The following is a 25,752-nucleotide window of genomic DNA, read 5'->3' as shown; positions in this document are numbered from 1 at the left end:
CTTTTCAAATAGAATTATTTTGAATGATGTTGTCAGGCTGAGGTTCTCGAAGCCTTGTTAATAAAGATCCTTCGACTGCTTCGCGCTCAGGATGACAATTGAAAATTTAATTATTAGAAGAACCTTTGCATTTAATATAAGAAGAATTAAAAATTTCTTTCAACGACTTTTTTAGGTCACAAAAAATCTATCATGAATAAATTCATAAAAAATATAATTGCTTTTTCGTTAAAAAATAAAGCATTTACCTTTATTTGGGTAGCTATTCTTGCGGTCGCGGGCTTTATAAGTTTCAAAAACATGCCTATTGAAGCTTTTCCCGATGTTACCAATACCCAAATTGTAATCATTACCCAATGGAATGGGCGAAGCGCAGAAGAAGTAGAACGCTTTGTGACAACACCCATCGAATTGGCGATGAGTCCGGTTCAGAAGAAAACGAGTGTAAGAAGCACCACCATGTTTGGGCTTTCTATTGTGAAAATTCTTTTTGACGATGGGGTGGATGATATGTTTGCCAGGAATCAGGTCAATAACCAATTGAGAACTGTAAGCCTTCCTGATGAGGTAGACCCCGAAGTTCAGCCACCCTACGGACCTACCGGAGAGATTTTCCGATATACACTGGAAAGTAAAACCAAAGATTCCAGGGAGTTATTAACTTTACAAAACTGGGTGATTGACCGTGCTTTGAGAGGTGTTCCCGGAGTTGCTGATATCAATGTTTTCGGAGGTCAGGATAAAGTTTTTGAGTTAAGTATTGACCCGAGAGCATTGGATAAATACAATCTGACACCGCTTCAGGTGTACGATGCTGTTACGAAGAGTAACTTAAATGTAGGAGGTGATGTTATTGAGAAAAACGGACAGGCCTATGTCGTAAGAGGAATCGGTTTGGTAAAATCTATTGCAGATATTGGAAATATTACCATTGAGAACGATAACGGAAACCCTGTTTTAGTTAAAAATGTAGCAGATGTGCATGAAGGATCGCTTCCTAGAGTAGGGCAGGCCGGATTAAATAATCATGAAGATACAGTGGAAGGTATTGTCGTGATGAGAAAAGGGGAAAATCCACGTGAAGTTTTGGTAGGTGTAAAAGCTAAAATTAAAGAACTTAATGAAAAGATTCTTCCAAAAGATGTAAAAATGGTCACTTTCTATGACCGTGATAATCTGATGGACTTTACAACAGAAACCGTAATGCATAACTTACTGGAAGGTATTGTACTGGTAACGGTGATTGTATTGATTTTCATGGCAGACTGGAGAACGACTTTAATTGTTTCCATTATTATTCCTTTATCCTTATTATTTGCATTTTTATGTCTGAAAATTGCAGGAATGAGTGCCAATTTACTTTCTTTGGGAGCTGTAGATTTTGGAATTATCATTGACGGAGCCGTCGTTATGGTAGAAGGTCTCTTCGTAATGCTGGATCATAAGGCGCTGAAATATGGACAGGAAAAGTTCAATAAAATGTCTAAGGGAGGTTGGATTAAGCAAACAGGAACCGGTTTAGGAAAAGCTATTTTCTTTTCGAAATTAATTATTATTACTTCATTAATTCCGATTTTCTCATTCCAGAAAGTAGAAGGGAAGATGTTCTCGCCATTAGCCTTTACCTTAGGATTTGCATTGATGGGAGCTTTGATTTTTACCCTGACTTTAGTTCCTGTGCTTTCGCATATCCTTTTAAATAAAAATGTAAAAGAAAAAAACAATCCTTTTGTTAATTTCTGGGACCGAATTGTATTAAAGGGTTTCAACTTTACTTTTAAGCACAAAAAAATGAGTTTAATTGTCTCTATTGCTTTTCTGGCGGTGACTTTATTCTCAGGAAAGTTTTTAGGAACAGAATTCTTACCGCAGCTCAATGAAGGCTCATTGTGGATTACTGCAGAAATGCCTATGAGCTCATCTTTAAAGGAATCTTTAAAAACCGCAGATCTTTTAAAGAAAGATATCATGAGCTTTGGTGAGGTTACGGATGTTCTTGCCCAGACAGGGAGGAGTAATGACGGTACCGACCCGAACGGATTCGGATTCGTACAGTTTGCCGTTAATCTTAAACCAAAAGATGATTGGAAACGTAAAATCAGCTATGATGAACTGATTGAAGAAATTGACAAAAAACTGAGAACGTATCAGGGAATCACCTTTAACTACTCACAGCCTATTTCTGACAACGTTGCCGAAGCAGTAGCAGGTTTCAAAGCTGAAAACGGAATTAAAATTTACGGAGACAATCTGCAGACTTTAGATAAACTAGCAGAGAAAGTATTGAAAGAGATAAAAGGAGTTGAAGGTGTAAAAGATCCGGGAATTATTAAAAATATTGGTCAGCCGGAAGTAAGTGTGGTGCTGGACAGAGATAAAATGGCCGCTTACGGAGTAATGCCGGATGATGCACAGTCTGTTCTGGAAATGGCTTTCGGGGGTAAAACTGCTTCAGAAATGTTTGACGGAGAAAGGAAGTTTCCGATCAGATTAAGGTACTCTCAGGAATACAGAAAAGATGAAAACGATATTGCTTCATTAATGGTTCCTACCCAGGACGGCGCGAAAATTCCGTTAAAAGAAATCAGTACCATTGAGAAGGACAACGGAGCTGCATTTATTTACAGAGATGATATTAAACGTTATATTGGAGTTAAGTTTTCTATTCGTGATCGTGATTTGGGAGGGACAATTGCCGATGCCCAGAAAAAAGTAGCTAAAATAGATCTTCCGGACGGATATTCTATTGGATGGACAGGTCAGTTTGAAAACCAGCAGAGGGCTTCAAAAAGACTGGCTCAGGTGGTACCAATCAGTATTCTGGGAATTTTCTTCTTATTGTTTATCCTTTTCGGAAACATGAAAGATTCTCTCCTGGTATTGGCGAATGTACCATTTGCTTTAATCGGTGGAATTATTGCACTGCATTTAACCCGCATGAATTTCGGAATCTCCGCAGGGGTGGGGATGATTGCCCTATTGGGAATCTGTATTCAGAACGGGGTGATCCTTATCACAGAATTCCATCAGAATGTTAAGAACGGACTGAGCCTGGACAATGCGATACTAAATGGAGTGAAATCAAGAACACGCCCTGTAATTATGACTGCCTTAATGGCTTCTATCGGATTGATGCCGGCAGCCCTGTCAACAGGAATCGGTTCAGAATCGCAAAAACCACTTGCTATCGTAATTATCGGTGGATTAATTACTGCAACAGTATTGACATTATTGATTTTCCCGATTATCTTCTGGATTTTTAACAGAACGAAAAAATCTCAGCAGATTTAAGTTTCTTTCATTTATATTATATTAATTGAAGCCAGAAAAACATTCGTTTTTCTGGCTTCTTCTTGAAAAAAATAAATTATGAGTTTTTAAAATCCTAATCCTACTGCAAAGGCTTTTACAGCATTTGGATAATCAGAAACAGACGTGGCGGTTCCTGTGGCAGTATTAACGGAATATATTTTTGTTGATCCGCTTACGGAAGCCATCAGATACGCTTTTTGGCTCATGCTTCCTATGTCGAAACCATTAGTACTTGTAATATTGATTCCTAAAGATCCGGTTTCTACTAAAGTTCCGTTGTTGGGTGGGTTTTGCTGATATAATTTATCAGTATTATGATCAATAACAAAAAGGGTAGTGGCTGTTGTTCCTGCAAAATTATTGGTGTAAGCTGCCGAGCTGATCATTGCTCCCACAGGGTTAATAACTGTGTCGACTGCTGTGATTCCTCCGGTAACGGGATCTAAACGAAGATTTTGTCCTGTATTGCTTACTACCCGTATTTTATCAACGACAGGATTAAAGTCGAACCCGAAATCTGTTCCGGACAGTAATGTTGCAAATGGAGAGCTTCCAACAGCAGTCGCTGCACCCGTTCCTAAATTAAGGGTATATATTCTGCTTGAACTTCCTAAAGCATATAGCTGCCCATTCAGAGGGCGGAAGTCAATACCTAAAATGTTTTCACCACTTTGCAATCCTGTTACTGTTTTTGAAACCGGCATCGGGCTGTTTGGATTGAATATCTGAAGATTATTTGAATTGTCAATTGCATACGCCACTGCTTCTGTAGGAATAGCCAGGTCAATAATAGCTTGTTGAAGAGTTCCTATATGAGTGGCTTTACCATTATTGAGATCTACTGAATGCAGATTATTATTTAAAACCAATAAAGCAGCACTGTTATCATGTTTAATATCAAAAGCAGCCTGTCCTGTAAATGTAGTCCCTAAATTTCCCACTTCCACCAATGTTCCGTTGTTGGGAGGATCCTGCTTGAACAATTTTCCGGTAGCAGGATCGATATCATATAACAGAGTGGTGGAGGCTCCGGCTTTGCTGTTGGTATAAGCGATTCCTGTTATAGAAGGACTTCCTGTTCCATTGATATTAAGGTCGGTAGCAGCTACAGCACCGGTTTCCGGATGTAGACGCAGATTTTGTCCGGTGTTACTCACCAAGCGGATTCTGTCAACAGTAGGATTAAAGTCAATAGAAGCAATACTTCCTGTAATGGAGGGAGAAAAGGCTGTAGTACCTATCGCTCTCGCTGATGCCGTAGAAGTATTGATAATATATAATCTGCTTGCATTGGATAGCGCATAGAGCTCTCCTGTAGAAGGTCTGAAATCTATACTCAATAATTTTTCGCCTGATGTAATCCCTGTAACCGATGTTTTAGAAGTAAACAGCTGAGGTTGGTTAGAGTTAAAAGAAACGAGCTCATTGGCTGAGGTGAGACCAAAAATCATAAGGTCAGGACCCTGAACCATATTTTCGGTCATGGTAAATTCTTCGGAGTCATTGCATGATGAAACTGTTGTAATAACAAATAATGTTAAACACAAGTGTAGTAATTTTCTCATAATATTATTTTTTAATGGTTTACTTAGTATTTACGAGAAAAGATTTATTGCGGTTTTTTACAGATATTTCTTTCGGAAATTTTTTTTTTCTGTTTTTTTATGGTATTCATAATTAAATACATACTCCCTAATTTATACAAAAGGAGTTCTAAGGATTTTTTCAATCAAGAAATTTGTGTAAATTTGCACTTCGATACATTAAAATGTACGGTTTGTAATTCTTTGGGATTTAAATATTGATTTTTTTTAATAAAAAGATTTTTGGTATTTAAAAATTCATTATATTTGCACACCGAAAATTTGAATAAACAATAAATAAATAATTTAAATCATGGCAAAGGAAACGTTTAATCGTAACAAACCACACTTGAACATTGGTACTATTGGTCACGTTGACCATGGTAAAACTACTCTTACAGCTGCTATTTCTGCTGTATTAGCTAGCAAAGGTCTTGCTGAGAAAAAAGACTTCTCTGCAATTGACTCTGCTCCAGAAGAAAAAGAAAGAGGTATTACTATCAATACTGCTCACATCGAATACGAAACTGAAAAAAGACACTATGCTCACGTTGACTGTCCAGGTCACGCGGATTACGTAAAGAACATGGTAACTGGTGCTGCTCAAATGGACGGAGCTATCGTAGTATGTGCTGCAACTGACGGTCCTATGCCTCAGACTAGAGAACATATCCTACTTTGCCGTCAGGTAAACGTACCTAGAATTGTTGTTTTCATGAACAAAGTTGACATGGTAGACGATGCTGAGTTATTAGAGCTTGTTGAAATGGAGCTTAGAGACTTATTATCTACTTACGAATTTGACGGAGACAACTCTCCAGTAATTCAAGGTTCTGCATTAGGTGCTCTTACAGCAGCTACAGCAGCTACTCCTGATACTGAAGATAAGTGGTTCAAAAGCGTTGAAGAATTGATGGATGCTGTTGATACTTGGATCGAGCAACCACCAAGAGATACTGATAAGCCATTCTTGATGCCAATCGAAGACGTATTCTCTATTACAGGTAGAGGTACTGTAGCAACTGGTAGAATCGAAGCTGGTGTTATCAATACAGGTGATCCTGTTGATATCGTTGGTATGGGTGATGAAAAATTAACTTCTACAATTACAGGGGTTGAGATGTTCAGAAAAATCCTAGACAGAGGTGAAGCTGGTGATAACGTAGGTCTATTGTTGAGAGGTATTGAAAAAACTGACATCAAGAGAGGTATGGTAATCGCTAAGAAAGATTCTGTTAAGCCACACAAAAAATTCAAAGCTTCTGTTTATATCCTTTCTAAGGAAGAAGGAGGACGTCACACTCCATTCCACAACAAGTACCGTCCTCAGTTCTACGTAAGAACTACTGACGTTACAGGTGAGATCTTCTTACCAGAAGGTGTAGAAATGGTAATGCCTGGTGATAACTTAGAGATCACTGTAGAATTGTTACAACCAATCGCTCTTAACGTAGGTCTTAGATTTGCGATCAGAGAAGGTGGTAGAACAGTTGGTTCAGGTCAGGTTACTGAAATCTTAGATTAATATCTTAAAATAAATTAAGCTTCCGTAAGGAACTTCTTTACGGAAGCTTTTTTAACTACGGGCATCGTCCAATGGTAGGATACCGGTCTCCAAAACCGTTGATCAGGGTTCGAATCCTTGTGCCCGTGCAAATATAAATTATGAGTTCATTTGTCGATTTTTTAAAAGGTTCTTATAACGAATTCAGACATAAAGTTGAATGGCCAAAATGGGCTGATCTGCAGTCTTCTACTATTGTAGTGACAATTGCAACAGTGATCCTGGCTTTATTTACTTTTGGAGTTGATGAATTGTTTTCTAAAGCAATCAGCAACATAATAGGAATGCTAATCAACTTGTTCAATTAATTATAAAAGTATTTTCCCATAATGAGCGAATTGAAATGGTATGTGCTGAAAGCTATCAGCGGACAGGAAAATAAAGTGAAAAACTATATTGAGACAGAAATCAAACGTTTAGGGTTTGAGCAGTACGTTACTCAGGTGGTTATTCCTATGGAAAAGGTTATTCAGATTAGAAACGGTAAGAAAGTTCCTAAAGAAAGACCTTACTATCCTGGATACTTAATGATTGAAGCTGATCTTATGGGAGAGATTCCTCACGTTATCAAAAATATTCCGGGAGTTATTTCTTTCTTAAGTCTAACAAAAGGCGGTGATCCTGTACCAATGAGAAAATCTGAGGTTAACAGAATGCTTGGAAGAATGGATGAGCTTTCAGAATTTGCAAGTGACCTTGAGATTCCATATATCGTAGGTGAAAACGTTAAAGTAATTGACGGACCTTTCAATGGATTCAATGGTACAATTGAAAAAATTCTTGAAGATAAAAAGAAAATTGAAGTTTCTGTTCTTATCTTCGGTAGAAAGACTCCAATGGAGTTAAGCTATATGCAAGTAGAAAAAGTATAATCAATTATACTCAAATAATATCAGGACCGCTTTAGCGGTCTTTTTTTGTTTTTATAATTTGCCATCTGTTTCTGTAATTTAATATTTTATCTCTTTTTTCTTAAGGAATAAAACGCTATGAATTATCGCTTTTTAGCATAAAATAATTTGATATGACTCTTTGAGCTATTTTTTTGTGTTTTTCAAGACTCTTTCTTTTTTGTTTTATTTCTTATATGCATTAATTTTTCGTTTAAGCAGTGTTTATTTTTTGTTAAAAATATAGTATTAGTTAATTATTTTATTTTTCACCTTAAACATCGAATGTAGAAAAATATTTATCAATTATTTGTGATTTTTAATATATTTTAACTTTTTATTTAATTCATGTATTGTTGATATATGTTGGTCGGGTTCTTTGGTTAAATTTGTTTTTACATTTATTTCTTTTATTTGTGATTTAATTGGTCTTTTTTTCATTTTCTGACTTTTTTCTTTGCTTCTTTTTCCTTGTCTGTATAATTTTAGATCGAATATTAAGGAAAAAGATGAAAAAAAAATTATTACTATTATCTGCATTAGCAGTTGTTTCTTTTGTTAATGCCCAAGTTGGGATTAATACTACTAATCCGCAAGGAATTTTCCATATCGATGGAGGAAAAGATAATCCAGTGATTGGTGCACCTTCCATTGTACAGCAGTCGAATGATTTAACTGTTGTTACTGCTTCCGGACTGGGATCGGGTTCAATAAGTTTAGGAATAGGAACTACTTCTCCTACACAAAGACTGGATATTGCCAGCGGAAGTGTTAGAGTAAGAGGATTATTTAACGGTGTTACCGGAACGGGATCAGACAAATTGCTTGTTACTGATGCTTCAGGGATTATAAAACCTGCCGGAGGAGATCTATTTTCAATTGATGATTCCGGAAACAGAGTGCTGGATGCTACCAATGGTGCAGATATGAATGCTGCTGCTGACTGGACAAATAATGTCTTTACAACACTGGAATTAAATGAACAGTATGATCCATTAAATGCCTACGATGCTACAACCGGAGAATTTACTGTTCCAAGAGACGGACTGTATTCAATGTATGGGGTGTGTGGGTTTAATACTCCACAAAATGCACCGGGAGTTTTTGATGGTACCTCGGGAACAGCATTTACAACTCTGGCTATTGATGGAGGTCGTGTAGCTACATCCAGCGGGGTGATTTACAGAGGAGCAAAGAATCCTTCGCCTATAAGCAGTGATTCTAATCTTTTCTTTCAGATAAGTAATGCAACCTTATGGCTGAAGGCAGGACAAAAAGTAACATTACAGTTTATGACCTTCGGAACACAGAATATGGTACAGAATCTTAGTGATTTAAGAATTAGTAAACAGTATTCACGCTTATTGATTAATAAGCTACTGTAAAGAAGTTTTTTTTCTAAGTTTGTGGTTTTTATCCTCTCTAATATCTTTTAGGGAGGATTTTTTTAGTACTAAAACTCTGGGATATGGATTCGGATCTGTATTGAAATCCTTTGTTTTACGTCAAAGAATTTTTTTTATGCATAATCTTACTAAAAATCAATAAATTCCATTTGCTATTTCAAAAATATTTCATAATTTTGCAATCCGAAAAGTAGATTTACTGTATGTGAGTCGGTAATCTACTGAATAATAAATGCTTCCAAACTCATTAATTATTCAAATTTAAAAAACAAAAAATGGCTAAAAAAGTCTTTAAAATGGTAAAACTTCAGGTGAAAGGTGGCGCTGCCAACCCTTCTCCACCAGTAGGTCCAGCATTGGGTTCTGCAGGTGTGAACATCATGGAGTTTTGTAAGCAATTTAACGGAAGAACCCAAGATAAGCCAGGGCAAGTTTTACCTGTAGTAATTACAGTATACGAAGACAAATCTTTTGAATTCGTTATTAAAACTCCACCTGCAGCGATCCAGTTAATGGATGCAGCTAAAATCAAAGGAGGTTCCGGAGAACCAAACAGAAACAAAGTAGGTTCTGTATCTTGGGATCAAGTGAAGAAAATCGCTGAAGACAAAATGGCAGATCTTAACTGCTTTACAATGGATTCTGCAGTTTCTATGGTTGCAGGTACTGCTAGATCTATGGGATTAAGAGTAACAGGAACTAAACCAACTTTTAACGCTTAAAACTAATAGAAATGGCAAAATTAACTAAAAAGCAAAAGGAAGCTTTAAGCAAAGTAGAAAAAGGAAGAATCTATAACCTTGAAGAAGGTTCAGCTCTTGTAAAAGAAGTGAACACTGCAAAGTTTGATGCTTCTGTAGATATCGCTGTAAGATTAGGAGTAGATCCAAGAAAAGCAAACCAAATGGTAAGAGGTGTTGTATCTCTTCCTCACGGAACTGGTAAAGATGTTAAAGTTTTGGCTTTAGTAACTCCAGATAAAGAAGCAGAAGCTAAAGAAGCTGGTGCTGACTATGTAGGTCTTGATGAATATTTACAAAAAATCAAAGACGGTTGGACAGATGTTGACGTTATCGTTACTATGCCGGCTGTTATGGGTAAATTAGGACCTTTGGGTAGAGTATTAGGACCAAGAGGTTTGATGCCTAACCCTAAATCAGGTACTGTAACTATGGAAATTGGTAAAGCAGTAACTGAAGTAAAAGCAGGTAAAATTGATTTCAAAGTAGATAAGTATGGTATCATCCATGCTGGTATTGGTAAAGTATCTTTCGATGCTGCTAAGATCAAAGAAAATGCTCAGGAATTAATTTCTACATTGATCAAAATGAAGCCAACTGCTGCTAAAGGAACATATGTAAAAAGCATTTATTTGTCTTCTACAATGAGCCCAGGTATTGCAATTGATACTAAATCTGTAAACTAATATAAATCCTTAAGACAATGACAAAAGACCAAAAAGTTGTAGCAATACAAGAGATCAAAGACTTGCTTCAGGATGCAAAAGTAGTATACGTAGCAGATCTAGACGGATTGAACGCTGCTAAGTCTTCAGAATTCAGAAGACAAGCTTTCAAACAAAATATCAAAGTAAAAGTTGTAAAAAATACACTTTTGCAAAAAGCAATGGAGCAAATGGAAGGAGTAGATTACTCTGAAATGTTCCAGACTTTTAAAGGAAACTCTGCATTAATGATTTCTGAGACTGCAAACGGTCCGGCTAAATTAATCCAAGGGTTCAGAAAGAAAGAAGATAAGCCGGCTTTGAAGTCTGCTTTTGTTCAGGAAACTTTCTATGTTGGTGATAACAACCTAGACGCGTTAGCAAACATCAAGTCTAGAGAAGAAATGATCGGTGAAATCATCGGATTACTTCAATCTCCAATTCAAAGAGTTGTTTCTGCTCTTCAAAACAAACCTGAAACAGTAGAAGCTAAAGCTGAAGAAGCTGCACCTGCTGTGGAAGAAACTCCTGCTGCTGAGGCTCCAGAAGCTCCTGCTGCAGAAAGCACTGACGAAACGCCAGCTGCTGAATAATTAGACTCAAAAAATAAATACATAATCAACAAAAACATTACAACAATGTCAGATTTAAAAAATTTAGCTGAAACGCTAGTAAACTTAACAGTAAAAGACGTAAACGAATTAGCAACTATCCTTAAGGATGAGTACGGAATTGAGCCAGCTGCTGCTGCTGTAGTAGTTGCTGCAGGTGGTGGAGAAGCTGCTGAAGAAAAAACTGAATTCGACGTAATTCTTAAGTCTGCAGGTGCTTCTAAATTAGCTATCGTTAAATTGGTAAAAGATTTAACTGGTGCTGGTCTTAAAGAAGCTAAAGATATCGTAGACGGAGCTCCTGCACCTATCAAGGAAGGAATCTCTAAAGACGAAGCTGAAGCTCTTAAGAAGCAATTAGAAGAAGCTGGTGCTGAAGTAGAATTGAAATAATTCTAGTTTACCTAAAAATATGAAGCCTGAGTTTTTACTCAGGCTTTTTTTGTTGATGGATAAAGAAATATTAGACGGATCTATTTTTTTGTTCGCACAGAATTCTGTAAGTTAAAGCATAAATGCATTTTACGTTCTTCTTTTTTATAAGAAAATTGTAATTGTGGAAAAATTTTTGTAAATTTGCATTCTCTTTTGGCGCGAATAATTGTTTGTAAATCTATAAAATATTGAATATCAACTCTTTCATTAAAATGAAAGGGCTTTCGTATTTATAGATATTGCGGCGACTCTGCCTCAAAAGTAATAAAAATATTTTGCATTACGCTGTGAAAAGATATACCAGCGTTGCAGTTAGGATTAAGATTCTGAGAATCAAGAGAAAAAAATAAAGACTGTTTCTAATAGCGCCAACATTATAAAGTCTTTATCTTCTATTCTGACCTCGTTCTTTTTTCTGATATTTTTGTAATAAATCAAAATATTTTTTAACCCTTTCTTAAAAGTTTTATGAGTAAAACAACAGCAACAACTAGGGGAAATCAGAGAATTAACTTCTCTTCAGCGAAAGGAAAAATTATCACTCCTGACTTCTTGGATATCCAAATCGAGTCTTTCAGTGAGTTTTTTCAGCTTGATACTCTTCCTGAAGACAGAAGAAGTGAAGGTCTTTATAAGACGTTCCAAGAAAATTTCCCGATTACCGATTCAAGAAACCAGTTCGTATTGGAATTCTTAGATTATTTGGTAGATTCTCCACGTTATTCAATTGATGAGTGTGTGGAAAGAGGATTGACGTATTCAGTTCCTCTTAAAGCAAGACTTAAATTGTATTGTACAGACCCTGAGCACGAAGATTTCCAGACTGTAGTTCAGGATGTGTATTTAGGTCCGGTTCCTTACATGACACCTAGTGGATCTTTCATCATCAATGGTGCTGAGAGAGTTATTGTTACGCAGCTTCACCGTTCACCTGGTGTATTCTTCGGACAGACTTACCACGCAAACGGAACTAAACTTTATTATTCAAGAATTATCCCTTTCAAAGGATCTTGGATGGAATTTACAACAGATATCAACAGCGTAATGTACGCGTATATCGACCGTAAGAAAAAGTTACCATTAACAACTTTATTGAGAGCTATCGGTTTTGAATCTGATAAGGATATCCTTCAGATCTTTGACCTTGCTGAAGAAGTGAAAGTTTCTAAAGCTGCCCTTAAAAAAGTAGAAGGAAGAACATTGGCTGCGAGAGTATTAAACACTTGGTTCGAAGATTTCGTAGACGAAGATACAGGTGAAGTAGTTTCTATCGAAAGAAACGAAATCATCTTGGATAGAGAGACGATTCTTGAAAAAGAACATTTGGATCTTATCTTGGATGCTGGTGTGAAATCTATCTTGATTCACAAAGAAAACAGCAATGAGTTCTCTATCATTCAGAACACATTACAAAAAGACCCTACTAACTCTGAAAAAGAAGCGGTAGAGTATATTTATCGTCAGTTAAGAAATGCAGATCCGCCAGATGAGGAAACTGCAAGAGGAATTATTGAAAAATTATTCTTCTCTGAGCAAAGATATTCATTAGGAGAAGTTGGACGTTACAGACTAAACAAAAAGTTAGGTCTAAACATCCCGACTACAACTGAGGTTCTTACAAAAGAAGATATCATTGCGATTGTAAGACACTTGATCGAATTGGTTAACTCTAAAGCTGAAGTTGATGATATCGACCACTTATCAAACAGAAGAATTAAAACTGTTGGTGAGCAGTTAGCAGGACAGTTCGGTGTAGGTCTTTCAAGAATTGCAAGAACTATTAAGGAAAGAATGAACGTTAGAGATAACGAAATCTTTACTCCTTTAGATCTAGTAAATGCAAAGACGTTAACATCAGTAATTAACTCGTTCTTCGGTACCAACCAGCTATCTCAGTTTATGGACCAGACCAACCCGCTTTCAGAAATCACGCACAAGCGTAGACTTTCTGCACTAGGGCCTGGAGGTCTATCAAGAGAAAGAGCAGGTTTCGAGGTTCGTGACGTTCACCATACTCACTACGGAAGAATTTGTCCGATTGAAACTCCGGAAGGACCAAACATCGGTTTGATTTCATCTTTAGGTATTTATGCTAAAATCAACAGACTAGGTTTCATTGAAACTCCATATAGAAAAGTAGAAGACAGCAAGATTGATCTTGTAGCTGATCCTATTTATCTGAATGCTGAAGACGAAGAAGACAAAGTAATTGCTCAGGCAAACGTTGAATTGAACGATAACGGTGAATTCTTAACAGACAGAATTATTGCAAGATTGGATGGTGACTATCCGGTAGTTGAGCCATCTCAGGTAAACCTTATCGACGTTGCACCAAACCAAATTTCTGGTATTTCGGCTTCATTAATTCCATTCTTGGAGCATGATGATGCGAACCGTGCGTTGATGGGATCCAACATGATGCGTCAGGCAGTTCCTTTATTGAAGCCACAAGCTCCAATCGTAGGTACAGGTCTGGAACAACAAGTTGCGAAAGATTCAAGAATTTTGATCAATGCTGAAGGTACAGGTACTGTAGAGTATGTAGATGCTGATAAGATCACTATTAAATATGAAAGAAGTGAAGACGAAGATTTAGTACAATTCGAGTCTGCTACTAAAACATATAACCTGACTAAGTTTAGAAAAACCAACCAGAGTACAACGATTACCCTAAGACCAAACGTAAGAGTAGGTGATGTAGTGGAAAAAGGACAGGTACTTTGCGATGGATATGCTACTGAAAAAGGAGAATTGGCTCTTGGTAGAAACTTAGTGGTTGCGTTCATGCCTTGGAAAGGATACAACTTTGAGGATGCAATCGTAATCAACGAAAAAGTTGTTCGTGAAGACTGGTTTACTTCAATCCACGTGGACGAGTATTCTCTTGAAGTTCGTGATACCAAATTAGGTATGGAAGAATTGACAGCAGATATTCCAAACGTTTCTGAAGAAGCGACTAAAGATCTTGACGAAAACGGTATGATCAGAATTGGTGCTGAAGTGAAGCCTGGAGATATTATGATCGGTAAGATCACTCCAAAAGGTGAATCTGACCCGACTCCTGAAGAAAAACTTCTTAGAGCAATCTTTGGTGACAAAGCCGGTGATGTGAAGGATGCTTCATTGAAAGCAGACTCTTCATTGAGAGGTGTTGTAATCAACAAAAAATTGTTCTCAAGAAACATTAAAGATAAAAAGAAAAGAACTGAAGAAAAACTTAAACTTGAAGAGATTGAAAACACTTACAAGGCTAAGTTTGATGAGTTGAGAAATACGTTAATTGAAAAATTAAATACACTGGTAAGCGGTAAAACTTCTCAGGGAGTTACCAATGACCTTGATGAGGAAATCATCGGTAAAGGTGTGAAATTCACTCATAAATTATTGACTTCAGTTGAAGATTATGTAAACGTTAGCGGTTCAGACTGGACGGTTGATAACGATAAAAATGAATTAATCAAACAGTTAATTCACAACTACAAAATCAAATTCAACGATATCCAAGGGGTTAAAAACCGTGAGAAATTCGCAATTTCTATCGGAGATGAGCTTCCTGCAGGTATTATGAAGCTTGCTAAAGTTTATATTGCTAAGAAACGTAAACTAAATGTAGGGGATAAAATGGCAGGACGTCACGGTAACAAAGGTATCGTTTCGAGAATCGTTCGTGAAGAAGATATGCCATTCCTTGAAGACGGAACACCGGTAGATATCGTATTGAATCCACTAGGGGTACCTTCTCGTATGAACATCGGACAGATTTATGAAACAGTTCTTGGATGGGCTGGTCAGAAATTAGGAATGAAGTTCGCTACGCCAATCTTCGATGGAGCTACTCTTGATCAGATCACTGAGTACACCGAGAAAGCAGGTCTTCCTAAATTCGGTCACACTCACCTTTATGATGGTGGTACCGGAGAAAGATTTACACAGGCTGCGACAGTAGGTATTATCTATATGTTGAAATTAGGACACATGGTAGATGACAAAATGCACGCACGTTCTATCGGACCTTACTCATTGATTACTCAGCAGCCGTTAGGAGGTAAAGCTCAGTTCGGGGGTCAGAGATTCGGAGAGATGGAGGTTTGGGCTCTTGAAGCATTCGGAGCATCCAATATCCTGAGAGAGATCCTTACTGTGAAGTCGGATGACGTGATTGGTAGAGCAAAAACTTATGAAGCTATTGCAAAAGGTGAATCTATGCCTGAACCAGGTATTCCGGAATCATTCAATGTATTACTTCACGAGTTACAAGGTCTTGGACTTGATGTAAGACTTGAGGAATAATTTTAAATTTTGATATGTGAGTTTTGAATCAGTTCAGAATTTATAACCCAAAGTTTATAATCCAAAATCTAAAATCTAACAAATGTCAAATAAAAATAAATCAAGTAGATTTAATAAAATAACCATCGGTTTAGCTTCACCGGAGTCTATTTTACAAGACTCAAGAGGGGAGGTTCTTAAGCCGGAAACTATTAACTACAGAACGCATAAGCCTGAAAGAGACGGTTTGTTCTGTGAAAAAATCTTTGGTCCTGTAAAGGATTACGAATGTGCTTGTGGTAAATACAAGAGAATTCGTTACAAAGGGATCGTTTGTGACCGTTGTGGAGTAGAAGTTACGGAGAAGAAAGTAAGAAGAGAGAGAATCGGACATATCAATTTGGTAGTTCCTATCGCTCACATCTGGTATTTCCGTTCTTTACCAAACAAAATCGGTTACCTTTTAGGAATTCCTTCTAAGAAATTAGATATGATCATCTACTACGAAAGATATGTAGTGATTCAACAGGGTATTGCTAAAAAATTAGACGGTTCTGATTTTGACAATATGGAATTCCTTACAGAAGAAGAGTACCTTGATATCATGGAAACTCTTCCTGTAGAAAACCAATATCTTGATGATTCTGATCCAAACAAATTCATCGCCAGAATGGGTGCTGAAGCTGTTGAAGATCTATTGAAAAGAATCGATCTTGATGCATTGTCTTTCGATTTGAGACACAAAGCTCACAACGAAGGTTCTAAGCAAAGAAGAACTGAAGCTCTGAAAAGATTGAACGTTGTAGAAGCATTGAGAGGTGCTAATACTAGAATGATCAACAGACCGGAGTGGATGATTATGCGTGTGCTTCCAGTTATTCCACCAGAACTAAGACCATTGGTTCCGTTGGATGGTGGACGTTTCGCTACTTCCGATTTGAATGACCTTTACAGAAGAGTTATTATCAGAAACAACCGTTTGAAGAGATTATTGGAGATCAAAGCTCCTGAAGTAATCTTGAGAAACGAGAAGCGTATGCTTCAGGAATCAGTAGATTCATTATTCGATAATACAAGAAAATCTTCAGCTGTAAAATCTGAATCAAACAGACCATTAAAATCACTTTCTGATTCATTGAAAGGTAAGCAAGGTCGTTTCCGTCAGAACTTACTAGGGAAAAGGGTAGATTACTCGGCGCGTTCGGTAATTGTTGTAGGTCCAAACTTACAGCTTCACGAATGTGGTATTCCTAAAGATATGGCTGCGGAACTTTACAAACCATTTATCATTAGAAAACTAATTGAAAGAGGGATTGTAAAAACAGTAAAATCTGCAAAGAGAATTATTGACAGAAAAGAACCGGTAGTATATGATATCCTAGAAAACGTGATGAAAGGTCACCCTGTTCTACTGAACAGAGCACCTACGCTTCACAGACTGGGTATTCAGGCTTTCCAACCTAAGATGATCGAAGGTAAGGCAATCCAGCTGCACCCATTAGTAACAACAGCCTTCAACGCCGATTTCGATGGCGACCAGATGGCGGTACACTTACCGTTAGGACCAGAAGCGATCCTTGAAGCTCAGTTATTGATGTTAGGTTCTCAAAATATCTTGAACCCTGCAAACGGTTCTCCAATTACGGTACCATCTCAGGACATGGTTCTTGGTCTTTATTTCATGACCAAAGAATTAAGCTCTACTGAGACAATGAAAGTAAAAGGTGAAGGTCTTGCATTCTATTCTCCTGAAGAAGCGGAAATCGCTTATGCTGAAGGCAGAGTATCTTTAAATGCTAAAGTAAGATGTAGACTTCCGGTTAAAGAAGACGGAGAAATCGTTACACGATTGATCGAAACTTCTGTGGGTAGAATTTTATTCAACCAGATCGTACCTAAGCAGTCAGGGTATATTAATGAGCTTCTTACTAAGAAATCATTAAGAAACGTTATTGGTAAGATCCTTGCTGATACAGATTTCCCTACCACTGTGAAGTTCTTGGATGCAATGAAAGACTTAGGGTATTCAAATGCATTCAAAGGAGGTCTTTCATTCTCATTAGGGGATATTGTAGTTCCTGTTGAGAAAAAGCAGATGATTGCTACTTCTATTGAAACTGTAGACGAAATTAGAGCTAACTATAACATGGGTCTAATTACCGATACAGAACGTTATAACCAGGTAATCGACGTTTGGACAAACACCAACGCTGGATTAACTGAAATGATCATGAGCAGAATGAAAACTGACCAAGGTGGGTTCAACTCTGTATATATGATGCTTGACTCTGGAGCGAGGGGTTCTAAGGAACAGATCCGTCAGTTATCAGGGATGAGAGGTTTGATGGCGAAACCGCAGAAAGCTGGTTCTACCGGTGCGGAGATCATTGAAAACCCGATTCTTGCCAACTTTAAGGAAGGTCTTTCGATTCTAGAGTACTTTATCTCTACCCACGGTGCTCGTAAGGGTCTTGCGGATACCGCTCTTAAGACAGCCGATGCTGGTTACTTAACGAGAAGATTGGTAGATGTTGCACAGGATGTTATCGTTACAGAAGCAGACTGTGGAACTTTAAGAGGTACAGAAGTTACTGCACTTAAGAAAAATGATGAGATCGTTGAAAGAATCTCCGAAAGAATCTTAGGTAGAGTTTCTTTACATAATATTTATGATCCTGAAAGTGATGAATTAATCGCTGAAGCAGATCAGGTAATTAACGAAGCATTAGCTAAGAGAATTGAACAAGCTGGATTAGAAGCAGTAGAAGTTCGTTCGCCACTTACTTGTGAAACTAAGAAAGGGATCTGTGCGAAATGTTACGGTAGAAACCTTGCTACTGGTAAAGTAATCCACATGGGTGAAGCAGTAGGGGTAATTGCAGCACAATCAATTGGGGAACCTGGTACTCAGCTTACGTTGAGAACTTTCCACCAAGGGGGTACTGCAGGTAACGTTTCTGAAAATCCTTCAATCGTTGCAAGAAGAGACGGTATCGTTGAAATGGATGAAGTAAGAACAATTACTTCTGAAGATGAAAACGGTAATACTGCTGAAGTAGTAGTTTCTCGTTCAACAGAATTCAGATTGGTTGCTGATAATGAGTCTAGAACTCCATTAATGGTAGCTAACGTACCTTACGGATCTATATTAGCTGTTAAACCAGGTGATAAAGTGAAAAAAGGTGATATTATCTGTAAATGGGATCCGTATAACGCGGTTATCATTGCAGAAACTGCTGGTAAGGTAGAATATGAGGATATCATCCAGGGTATTTCATTCCAGTTAGAAATTGACGAACAGACAGGATTTGAAGAGAAAGTAATCTCTGAATCCAGAAATAAGAAAGCCGTACCTACTCTGAAGGTGGTAGATTCTAAAGGTGTTGAGCAGAAAGCATACAACTTACCGGTAGGAGCCCACTTAATGGTAAACGATGGTGAAAAAATTAAGGCTGGTAAAGTCCTAATCAAGATCCCAAGAAAATCTGCAAAAGCAGGGGATATCACCGGAGGTCTTCCGAGAGTTACCGAACTATTCGAAGCAAGAAATCCTTCAAACCCAGCGGTTGTTACTGAAATCGACGGGGTAGTTTCTTACGGAAAAATTAAGAGAGGTAACCGTGAATTGATCGTTGAAGCAAAAACTGGAGAAAGAAAAATTTACTTGGTTAAATTATCAAACCAGATCTTAGTTCAGGAGAATGACTTCGTAAGAGCTGGTTCGCCACTTTCTGACGGTTCAATTACTCCAGACGATATCTTAAGAATTAAAGGTCCAACTGCAGTTCAGGAATATCTTGTAAATGAGATCCAGGAAGTTTACCGTCTGCAAGGGGTGAAAATTGATGATAAGCACTTCGAAATTATCGTAAGACAGATGATGACGAAAGTATCTATCGTTGATGGAGGTGATACTCAATTCCTTGAAGGAGCATTGGAACACAAATTTGATTTCTTAGAAGAAAACAACAGAGTATTCGGACTTAAAGTAGTTACTGAAGCTGGTGATTCTAAAGAATTCAAACCAGGTCAGATGATTACTGCAAGAGAATTAAGAGACGAAAACTCTAAGCTTAAGCGTGAAGATCAGGCTTTAGTAGAAGTAAGAGAAGCTTTACCGGCTACAGCAACGCCTGTACTTCAAGGTATTACAAGAGCAGCTCTTCAGACTAAGTCATTCATGTCTGCAGCATCATTCCAGGAAACAACTAAAGTTCTTAACGAAGCGGCAGTTGCTGGTAAAGTAGATGAACTGAATGGTCTTAAAGAAAATGTAATTGTAGGACACAGAATCCCTGCAGGTACAGGTCTTAAAGAATATCAGAATGTGATCGTAGGTTCTAAAAAAGAATTCGAAGATCTTAACTAAAATTAATGATTTGAAATTTGAGGTTTGAAATTATTTTTATATTTTCACAACCTCAAAATTTCAAATAAAAAAATAATTTATACAATGGACAATAATCAAAATCCGCAAGACGGAAACATCAACATCGAATTGAACGAAATGGTAGCTGCTGGTATCTATGCTAACTTAGCTTTAGTAAACCACTCTCCATCTGAATTCGTAGTAGATTTCATCCAGTTAATGCCAGGTGTACAACAAGCTAAAGTAAGATCAAGAGTTATTCTTGCTCCACTTCACGCTAAGAGAGTACTTTCTGCTCTTCAACAAAATATTGCTAACTATGAGCAGCAATTTGGAGAAATCAAAGAAGTTGAGCCTTTCGTATTAGGAGGAAACAACGTACAAGCGTAAGATTTTTCTTTAAATAAATCAGATGCCCCAATTTTTGGGGCATTTTTTTATTCCCCAAGCTTATTGAATATATATTTATATCAATAATTATTAAATATCTTTAATAGATTAAAAAAATATCAGATCAATTGCTCAATTTTATATATTTGCTTATTGGATATGGTAACAGATATGATAAGTAATCAATTTATTCTTAATAAATTCGGATTTCTGGGTAGCGATTTTTCAGATGAAATTCAAAAACACGCGATCCTTACGAATATAAAAGCAAAGACTGAAATCATCAGAGAAGGACAAAAAAATAAATTTGTCCCTTTCCTGATCAGTGGCTCTATTAAAGTTTTTTCATTAAATGACGGCAGAGAATTGATCTACTATTATGTAAGACCAAACGACAGCTGTCTGATGACTTTTTCTTCGATTTTTACAGACTATACAAGCAGAGTATATGCTGTGTGTGAAGAAGATTCCGAGGTTCTGCTTATTCCGGTTTCGGTAATTCATGAATGGCTGATCAAATATCCGGAGATCAACAGAGTATTCTACAGCGAATATCACAGAAGATTTTCGGATGTCATGAATATGGTCAATGATGCGGTATTCCACAAGTTGGATATCCGCGTCTTAAATTATATTAAACAACAGATTTCGATTACAGGCAACAATCCCGTTAAGCTTACTCATAAAGAAATTGCCAATAATTTGGGAACTTCGAGAGAAGTGGTAAGCCGTGTGCTGAAAAAAATTGAAAATGAAGGTCAGATTTTTCAGAATAAAAGTGGGATCGGAACTCTTGTAAAAGAGAGTGTTAGATGAATCTAATAAAAAAGTTTAATAGCTTTAATAAAAGTTATTGATAAAAACAATTTAGTCGGTGACTTTTATCACACACTTTTGAATTCATAAGTCTATAAGTTTGTCATAGAAATATTTTAATAAATAATTTATATGACAAAAACTCTCTTATTTTTGTCAATGTTAGCTTCAGGTCTTGCCTATTCTCAGGAAGATCTGCTGAAGGATATTGACACTTTACAAACAACTGAAAACATACAGCCACCGGCTTTTAAAGCATTACAGATCGTTACCGGGCAATCCACGAAATTATCAGCAAAAAATGAATGGTATATTGTCGTGGCACACCGTTTTGGAGATGTAAGCAAAGGCTTTAAAGACTTCTTCGGCCTTGATGATGCTTCTACAAAGTTAGGGGTTATTTACGGCGTTAAAGACTGGCTTTCATTAAGCCTTTCACGGGAAACCAATATGAAAACCTTTGAAGGAGGAGCCAAATACAGGCTGGTAAGACAAAATGAAAACTTTCCGGTAGATATTGTGGGCTATAATGTGATGGCTCTGAATACAGATCTGGATAAAGATAACTATCCTTATCTGAAGTTTGGTGACAGGCTTTCTTATCTGACTCAGGCGTTGATTTCAAGAAGATTTAGCGATAAGTTTTCGCTACAGTTAACACCTTCGTACGTTCATAAAAATCTTTACGAACCAACCATTGAAGACAAAAATCAATTTTTAACAGGATTAGGCGGACGTTATAAAATCTCGAAAAGGATTTCTATTAACGCTGAATATTTTGTGAATTTCGATAACCATAGCTTTTATAAAAATCCTTTGTCTTTAGGAATGGATATAGAAACGGGAGGGCATGTATTTCAGCTGTTATTCACTAATTCTCAGATTAATTCCGACATCGGTTATTTAACGAATGCTTCGGGAAAGTGGGAAAAAGGACAGATTTTCTTTGGGTTTAACCTTTACAGAGTTTTCTAATATGAAGAAGTTATTATTTATCGTATCAGCAGCAGCCATGCTTATTGCTTGTGAAAGTAGAACCTATGAAGAAATTTCAGATAATACACCAATTACTGAAACCGTAACCTATACTAAAGATGTGAAAAACATAGTAGACAATAATTGTATAGGATGTCATTCTGCAGGGAGCTTTAAGCCTTTGACGACCTATAACGATGTAAAAACGAATATAGACGGTATTCTGGACAGGATACAAAGAGCGAATGGTGTTCCGGGAAAAATGCCGCAGGGAGGATCTTTATCGCAATCTCAGATCAATATTTTTATTAAATGGAAAGCCGATGGGCTTGTCGAAAATTAAAAAAAACTGGATATGAAAAAATTAGTATTAATAACTGCTTCATTGCTATTGACCAACTTAGCTTTTGCTCAAAAATATAGCTCTAAGACGGGTAAAATTACTTTTGAAGCCTCGGTACCTTTATTTGAAGATGTATTGGCTAAGGATGACAACAATGTGATCGTTGTGAATGTAGATACAGGAGATCTGGCATCTATTTCAATGGTGAAAAATTTCCATTTTAAAACCAAGTTAATGGAAGAGCACTTCAACGAAAGTTATGCAGAAACAGCAAAATATCCGAAGACTACTTTCACAGGAAAAATTTTAAATTTTGATAAATCAAAGCTTACGGCAACACCTCAGAAATATACTGTTCAGGGAAAATTAAATTTTCATGGAGTAGAAAATCCGGTGACTTCTAATGCTGTTATTTATTCAAAAGACGGTAAAATCTATATGCAGGGAAGTTTTGTAGCAAAAGCAGCAGATTATAAAGTGACAATACCGAAAATGGTGATGAAAAAAGTCGCTGAGTCAGTAAATGTAGAATACAACTATATTCTGGTAAAACAATGAAAAATTTAATTTCATTAATCGGTATTTTTTTGAGTTTTACATTTGTTTCGGCTCAGGAAAAAGCAAAATCAGTTTTCGATATTGCACGAAGCGGAACATTAACAGAGCTTAAGGAGCTTATAAAAAAAGATCCGGATGTCATCAACAAAAATAATGACGGAGGATTTTCGCCACTTATTCTGGCATGCTATCGTGGGAATACTGAAGTAGCTGATTTTCTCATTGATCATGTAAAAGACGTCAATTACAAAAGTCCGGAAGGAACAGCATTGGCCGGACTTTCTGTGAAATATAATAAAGATCTGGTGCAGCATTTACTCAATAAAAATGCAGATCCTAATATTGCAGACGCCACAGGATCTACTCCTTTATTCTGGGCAGTAAAATTTGGAAACAAAGAATTAGCAGAACTATTAATCAGGCATAAAGCTGATAAATCTAAAAAGGATTCAATGGGAATGACCCCATTTGAATATGCCTTACAAACAAACAATAAAGAAATTATTGACCTCTTAAAAAATTAAAATATGAAAAAAGTTTTACTCACATTAAGTTTAGTTATCGCCAATTTTGCATTGGCGCAGTTTTCTTCGGGAGTAGTGAATCTCGGAACGACTGGAATGACCGTAAAGTTGGAGACTACATCAACTTTGGCTACCTTAACGGTAACAGGAGCAGATAATTCATTCTTAGGAATAGGATTCGGAAGCAGCGGAATGGCTGGCGGAGCAGACGGATTTATCTATAATTCAACAGCAAACAGAGATTATACATTCAACGGAATTGGGGTGACGCCTTCAGCGGATGGTGCTCAGGACTGGAATGTAACCTCAAACACAACAGCTTCAGGAACAAGAACAGTAGTGGCAACACGAAGTCTGGCGGGCGGTGCCGGAGATACTCCAATACCAAATGCAGCAGGACCTTTCGGGATTTTCTTTGCAAAAGGGAATAATACGCTGACAATCAGTAATCATACGCCTGCCAACAGAGGTTATGCCACATTGAATATGACAGCTACTTTAGGAACAGATGAGGTGGCTGCGAATGCGAAGAAAGTTATTTTGTATCCAAATCCTGCAAAAGAGACAGTAAGTTTCAAAAATGCTGATAAAATAAAATCTGTAGATATTTATGAATCAACAGGCAGAAAAGTAAAATCTGTAAAACTTGACGGAGAAAGTATTCCTGTAAACGAATTAAGATCGGGAAGCTATTATTTTGAAATTTTATTGAAAGACGGATCTGTTTCTTATGAGAAATTAATTAAAGAATAAGTTTAGGAAGGTACTATTTTTTGTCCCTGAGAAGTTTTGCTTTTCAGGGATTTTTATTTACAATAATTCTAAAAAATGCTTTTAATGTTTTTTTAACTCAGGAAACTTTTCAATCAGAAATACTGGAAGTAACTTTGCGAAAAATTTTATAATGAAGCGAGGATTACAATTGTTACTGTTAGTTTTCTCATTGACAGTTTTTGCTCAAAAAGAAGCGGTTGATACGACCCAGATAATTATTCCCAATAGACATAATACTGCTGAAGCTCAGACTAAACCTTATGTGATCATGATTTCTACGGATGGTTTCAGATATGATTACGCCAGAAAATACAATGCCGAAAATCTTTTAAAGTATTCAAATCAGGGGGTTCAGGCAAAAGCGATGATTCCAAGTTATCCGAGTATCACTTTTCCGAATCACTGGACCTTAATCACAGGGCTATATCCTTCTCATCACGGTTTGATCGATAATTTTTTCTACGATTATAAAAGAAAAGAAAACTATGCAATGAGCAACCGGAAAAATGCTGAAGACGGAAGCTGGTATGGCGGAACTTCATTGTGGGGACTGGCAGAAAGCCAGGGAATGGTTTCGGCTTCTTTAATGTGGGTGGGTTCTGCAAGTGACGCTGGTGGAAAAAGACCAACCTACTATTATCCTTATCATGAGAAATTTTCACCTTCAGAGAAAGTTGATAAAGTCGTAAACTGGCTTAAACTGCCAATGGATCAGAGACCTCATTTTATTTCATTATACTTTCCTGAAGTTGACGGAAGCGGACATCATTTCGGTCCCGATACAAAAGAAACAGAAGATGCCGTTCATTTAATCGATAAAGCAATTGGTGAACTGGTACAGAAAGTAAATGATTTAGGATTAAAAAATGTAAACTTTGTTTTTGTTTCCGATCACGGAATGATAAAAGTGGATGGTGGAGCTCCATTGGAAATTCCTGCTATTTTATTTGATAAAAATAGATTCGACTATTATAATTCTCAGACGCTGTTGAGAGTGTATGTTAAAAATCAGAATGAGGTTAAAAGTGTCTATAAGGAATTGAAAGCTAAGAAAACGGATGACTATGAAGTTTATTTGGATAAGAAACTTCCGAAATATCTTCACTTTGGAACTAAGGACGATAAATATAATAGGATCGGACAGATTTTATTAATTCCAAAGGCTCCGAAAATATTTTTGGAAAAAGGAAAGAAAACATCAGTAGGAAAACATGGGTATAATCCAAGGCTTGTTCCTGAAATGAAAGCTACTTTCCTTGCCTGGGGGCCAGAATTTAAAAATAACCTTGTTATTGATGAATTTGAAAATATCAATGTTTATCCTTTAGTTACAGAAATTTTAGGTTTAAAAATAGACCAACCAATTGATGGGAAATTAAAAGTCTTAAAAGAAACATTGAAAAAATAAATGGAAGCCCCGAAGGGACGACTTAAAACAGGATAGGGAAAACCCTATCAAAAAAATGAATTTAAAATAAGTTTCGGCGAG

The 25,752-nt window shown here is 36.9% G+C and carries 20 protein-coding genes and 1 tRNA gene; 20 read left to right on the top strand and 1 reads right to left on the bottom strand.

Annotation, left to right across the window (positions count from 1 at the left end; translation table 11 throughout):
• Window positions 1–192 precede the first annotated feature (192 nt).
• Window positions 193–3,291 (top strand): efflux RND transporter permease subunit, encoded by a 3,099-nt coding sequence (locus M2373_RS09820; RefSeq protein WP_259110166.1) that lies wholly within the window; start codon window positions 193–195, stop codon window positions 3,289–3,291.
• Window positions 3,292–3,377: 86 nt separating this feature from the next.
• Here the strand turns inward: M2373_RS09820 and M2373_RS09815 are convergent, their stop codons facing one another.
• Complete coding sequence (locus M2373_RS09815) at window positions 3,378–4,877, bottom strand: DUF4394 domain-containing protein (protein WP_259110164.1); 1,500 nt, start codon at window positions 4,875–4,877, stop codon at window positions 3,378–3,380.
• Window positions 4,878–5,208: 331 nt separating this feature from the next.
• Here M2373_RS09815 and tuf point away from each other — a divergent pair, with 331 nt between their 5' ends.
• From tuf to M2373_RS09720, 19 genes are all read left to right on the top strand, one after another.
• Complete coding sequence (tuf, locus tag M2373_RS09810; RefSeq protein ID WP_202088548.1) at window positions 5,209–6,420, top strand: elongation factor Tu; 1,212 nt, start codon at window positions 5,209–5,211, stop codon at window positions 6,418–6,420.
• A 57-nt stretch (window positions 6,421–6,477) separates the two neighbouring features.
• Window positions 6,478–6,548 (top strand) — tRNA-Trp (locus M2373_RS09805).
• Window positions 6,549–6,560: 12 nt separating this feature from the next.
• A complete protein-coding gene (gene secE / locus M2373_RS09800; protein ID WP_002976410.1) occupies window positions 6,561–6,767 on the top strand; it encodes a preprotein translocase subunit SecE in 207 nt (68 codons plus the stop codon).
• A gap of 21 nt (window positions 6,768–6,788) precedes the next feature.
• Entirely contained in the window at window positions 6,789–7,331 is a 543-nt protein-coding gene (gene nusG / locus M2373_RS09795; RefSeq protein WP_259110158.1) for a transcription termination/antitermination protein NusG, read from the top strand.
• 527 nt (window positions 7,332–7,858) lie between these two features.
• A complete protein-coding gene (locus tag M2373_RS09790) occupies window positions 7,859–8,734 on the top strand; it encodes a hypothetical protein (protein ID WP_259110156.1) in 876 nt (291 codons plus the stop codon).
• Between the two features lie 296 nt (window positions 8,735–9,030).
• Window positions 9,031–9,477 (top strand): 50S ribosomal protein L11, encoded by a 447-nt coding sequence (rplK, locus tag M2373_RS09785; protein ID WP_027375531.1) that lies wholly within the window; start codon window positions 9,031–9,033, stop codon window positions 9,475–9,477.
• Between the two features lie 11 nt (window positions 9,478–9,488).
• A complete protein-coding gene (gene rplA / locus M2373_RS09780; RefSeq protein WP_027380917.1) occupies window positions 9,489–10,181 on the top strand; it encodes a 50S ribosomal protein L1 in 693 nt (230 codons plus the stop codon).
• A gap of 17 nt (window positions 10,182–10,198) precedes the next feature.
• Window positions 10,199–10,792, top strand: a complete 594-nt coding sequence (gene rplJ / locus M2373_RS09775; RefSeq protein ID WP_259110150.1) for a 50S ribosomal protein L10 — start codon at window positions 10,199–10,201, stop codon at window positions 10,790–10,792.
• Window positions 10,793–10,837: 45 nt separating this feature from the next.
• Entirely contained in the window at window positions 10,838–11,203 is a 366-nt protein-coding gene (rplL, locus tag M2373_RS09770; protein WP_259110148.1) for a 50S ribosomal protein L7/L12, read from the top strand.
• A 510-nt stretch (window positions 11,204–11,713) separates the two neighbouring features.
• Window positions 11,714–15,535 (top strand): DNA-directed RNA polymerase subunit beta, encoded by a 3,822-nt coding sequence (rpoB, locus tag M2373_RS09765; RefSeq protein WP_259110145.1) that lies wholly within the window; start codon window positions 11,714–11,716, stop codon window positions 15,533–15,535.
• A gap of 82 nt (window positions 15,536–15,617) precedes the next feature.
• On the top strand, window positions 15,618–19,883 hold the full coding sequence (rpoC, locus tag M2373_RS09760) for a DNA-directed RNA polymerase subunit beta' (protein WP_259110142.1): 4,266 nt from the start codon (window positions 15,618–15,620) through the stop codon (window positions 19,881–19,883).
• Window positions 19,884–19,967: 84 nt separating this feature from the next.
• Window positions 19,968–20,273 carry a DUF3467 domain-containing protein gene (locus M2373_RS09755; protein ID WP_027375539.1) on the top strand — a complete coding sequence of 102 codons (306 nt, stop codon included), beginning with the start codon at window positions 19,968–19,970 and terminating at the stop codon, window positions 20,271–20,273.
• Window positions 20,274–20,444: 171 nt separating this feature from the next.
• Window positions 20,445–21,089: a Crp/Fnr family transcriptional regulator gene (locus M2373_RS09750; protein ID WP_259110139.1), complete on the top strand. Its 645-nt coding sequence runs from the start codon at window positions 20,445–20,447 to the stop codon at window positions 21,087–21,089.
• A 132-nt stretch (window positions 21,090–21,221) separates the two neighbouring features.
• Window positions 21,222–22,064, top strand: a complete 843-nt coding sequence (locus tag M2373_RS09745) for a DUF5777 family beta-barrel protein (protein ID WP_259110137.1) — start codon at window positions 21,222–21,224, stop codon at window positions 22,062–22,064.
• A gap of 1 nt (window position 22,065) precedes the next feature.
• Window positions 22,066–22,407: a hypothetical protein gene (locus tag M2373_RS09740; RefSeq protein WP_259110134.1), complete on the top strand. Its 342-nt coding sequence runs from the start codon at window positions 22,066–22,068 to the stop codon at window positions 22,405–22,407.
• 12 nt (window positions 22,408–22,419) lie between these two features.
• A complete protein-coding gene (locus M2373_RS09735) occupies window positions 22,420–22,965 on the top strand; it encodes a YceI family protein (protein ID WP_259110130.1) in 546 nt (181 codons plus the stop codon).
• Entirely contained in the window at window positions 22,962–23,489 is a 528-nt protein-coding gene (locus tag M2373_RS09730; RefSeq protein ID WP_259110125.1) for an ankyrin repeat domain-containing protein, read from the top strand. The genes M2373_RS09735 and M2373_RS09730 overlap by 4 nt, the downstream gene beginning before the upstream one ends.
• Window positions 23,490–23,492: 3 nt before the next feature.
• Window positions 23,493–24,242 (top strand): T9SS type A sorting domain-containing protein, encoded by a 750-nt coding sequence (locus tag M2373_RS09725; RefSeq protein ID WP_259110122.1) that lies wholly within the window; start codon window positions 23,493–23,495, stop codon window positions 24,240–24,242.
• A gap of 151 nt (window positions 24,243–24,393) precedes the next feature.
• Complete coding sequence (locus M2373_RS09720; protein WP_259110119.1) at window positions 24,394–25,671, top strand: ectonucleotide pyrophosphatase/phosphodiesterase; 1,278 nt, start codon at window positions 24,394–24,396, stop codon at window positions 25,669–25,671.
• Window positions 25,672–25,752: the final 81 nt, after the last annotated feature.

This window comes from Chryseobacterium sp. JUb7 (assembly GCF_024806495.1).
Classification (GTDB): domain Bacteria; phylum Bacteroidota; class Bacteroidia; order Flavobacteriales; family Weeksellaceae; genus Chryseobacterium.
The sequence above is the reverse complement of the archived record's forward strand: the minus strand, read 5'-3'. Positions and strand labels throughout refer to the sequence as shown.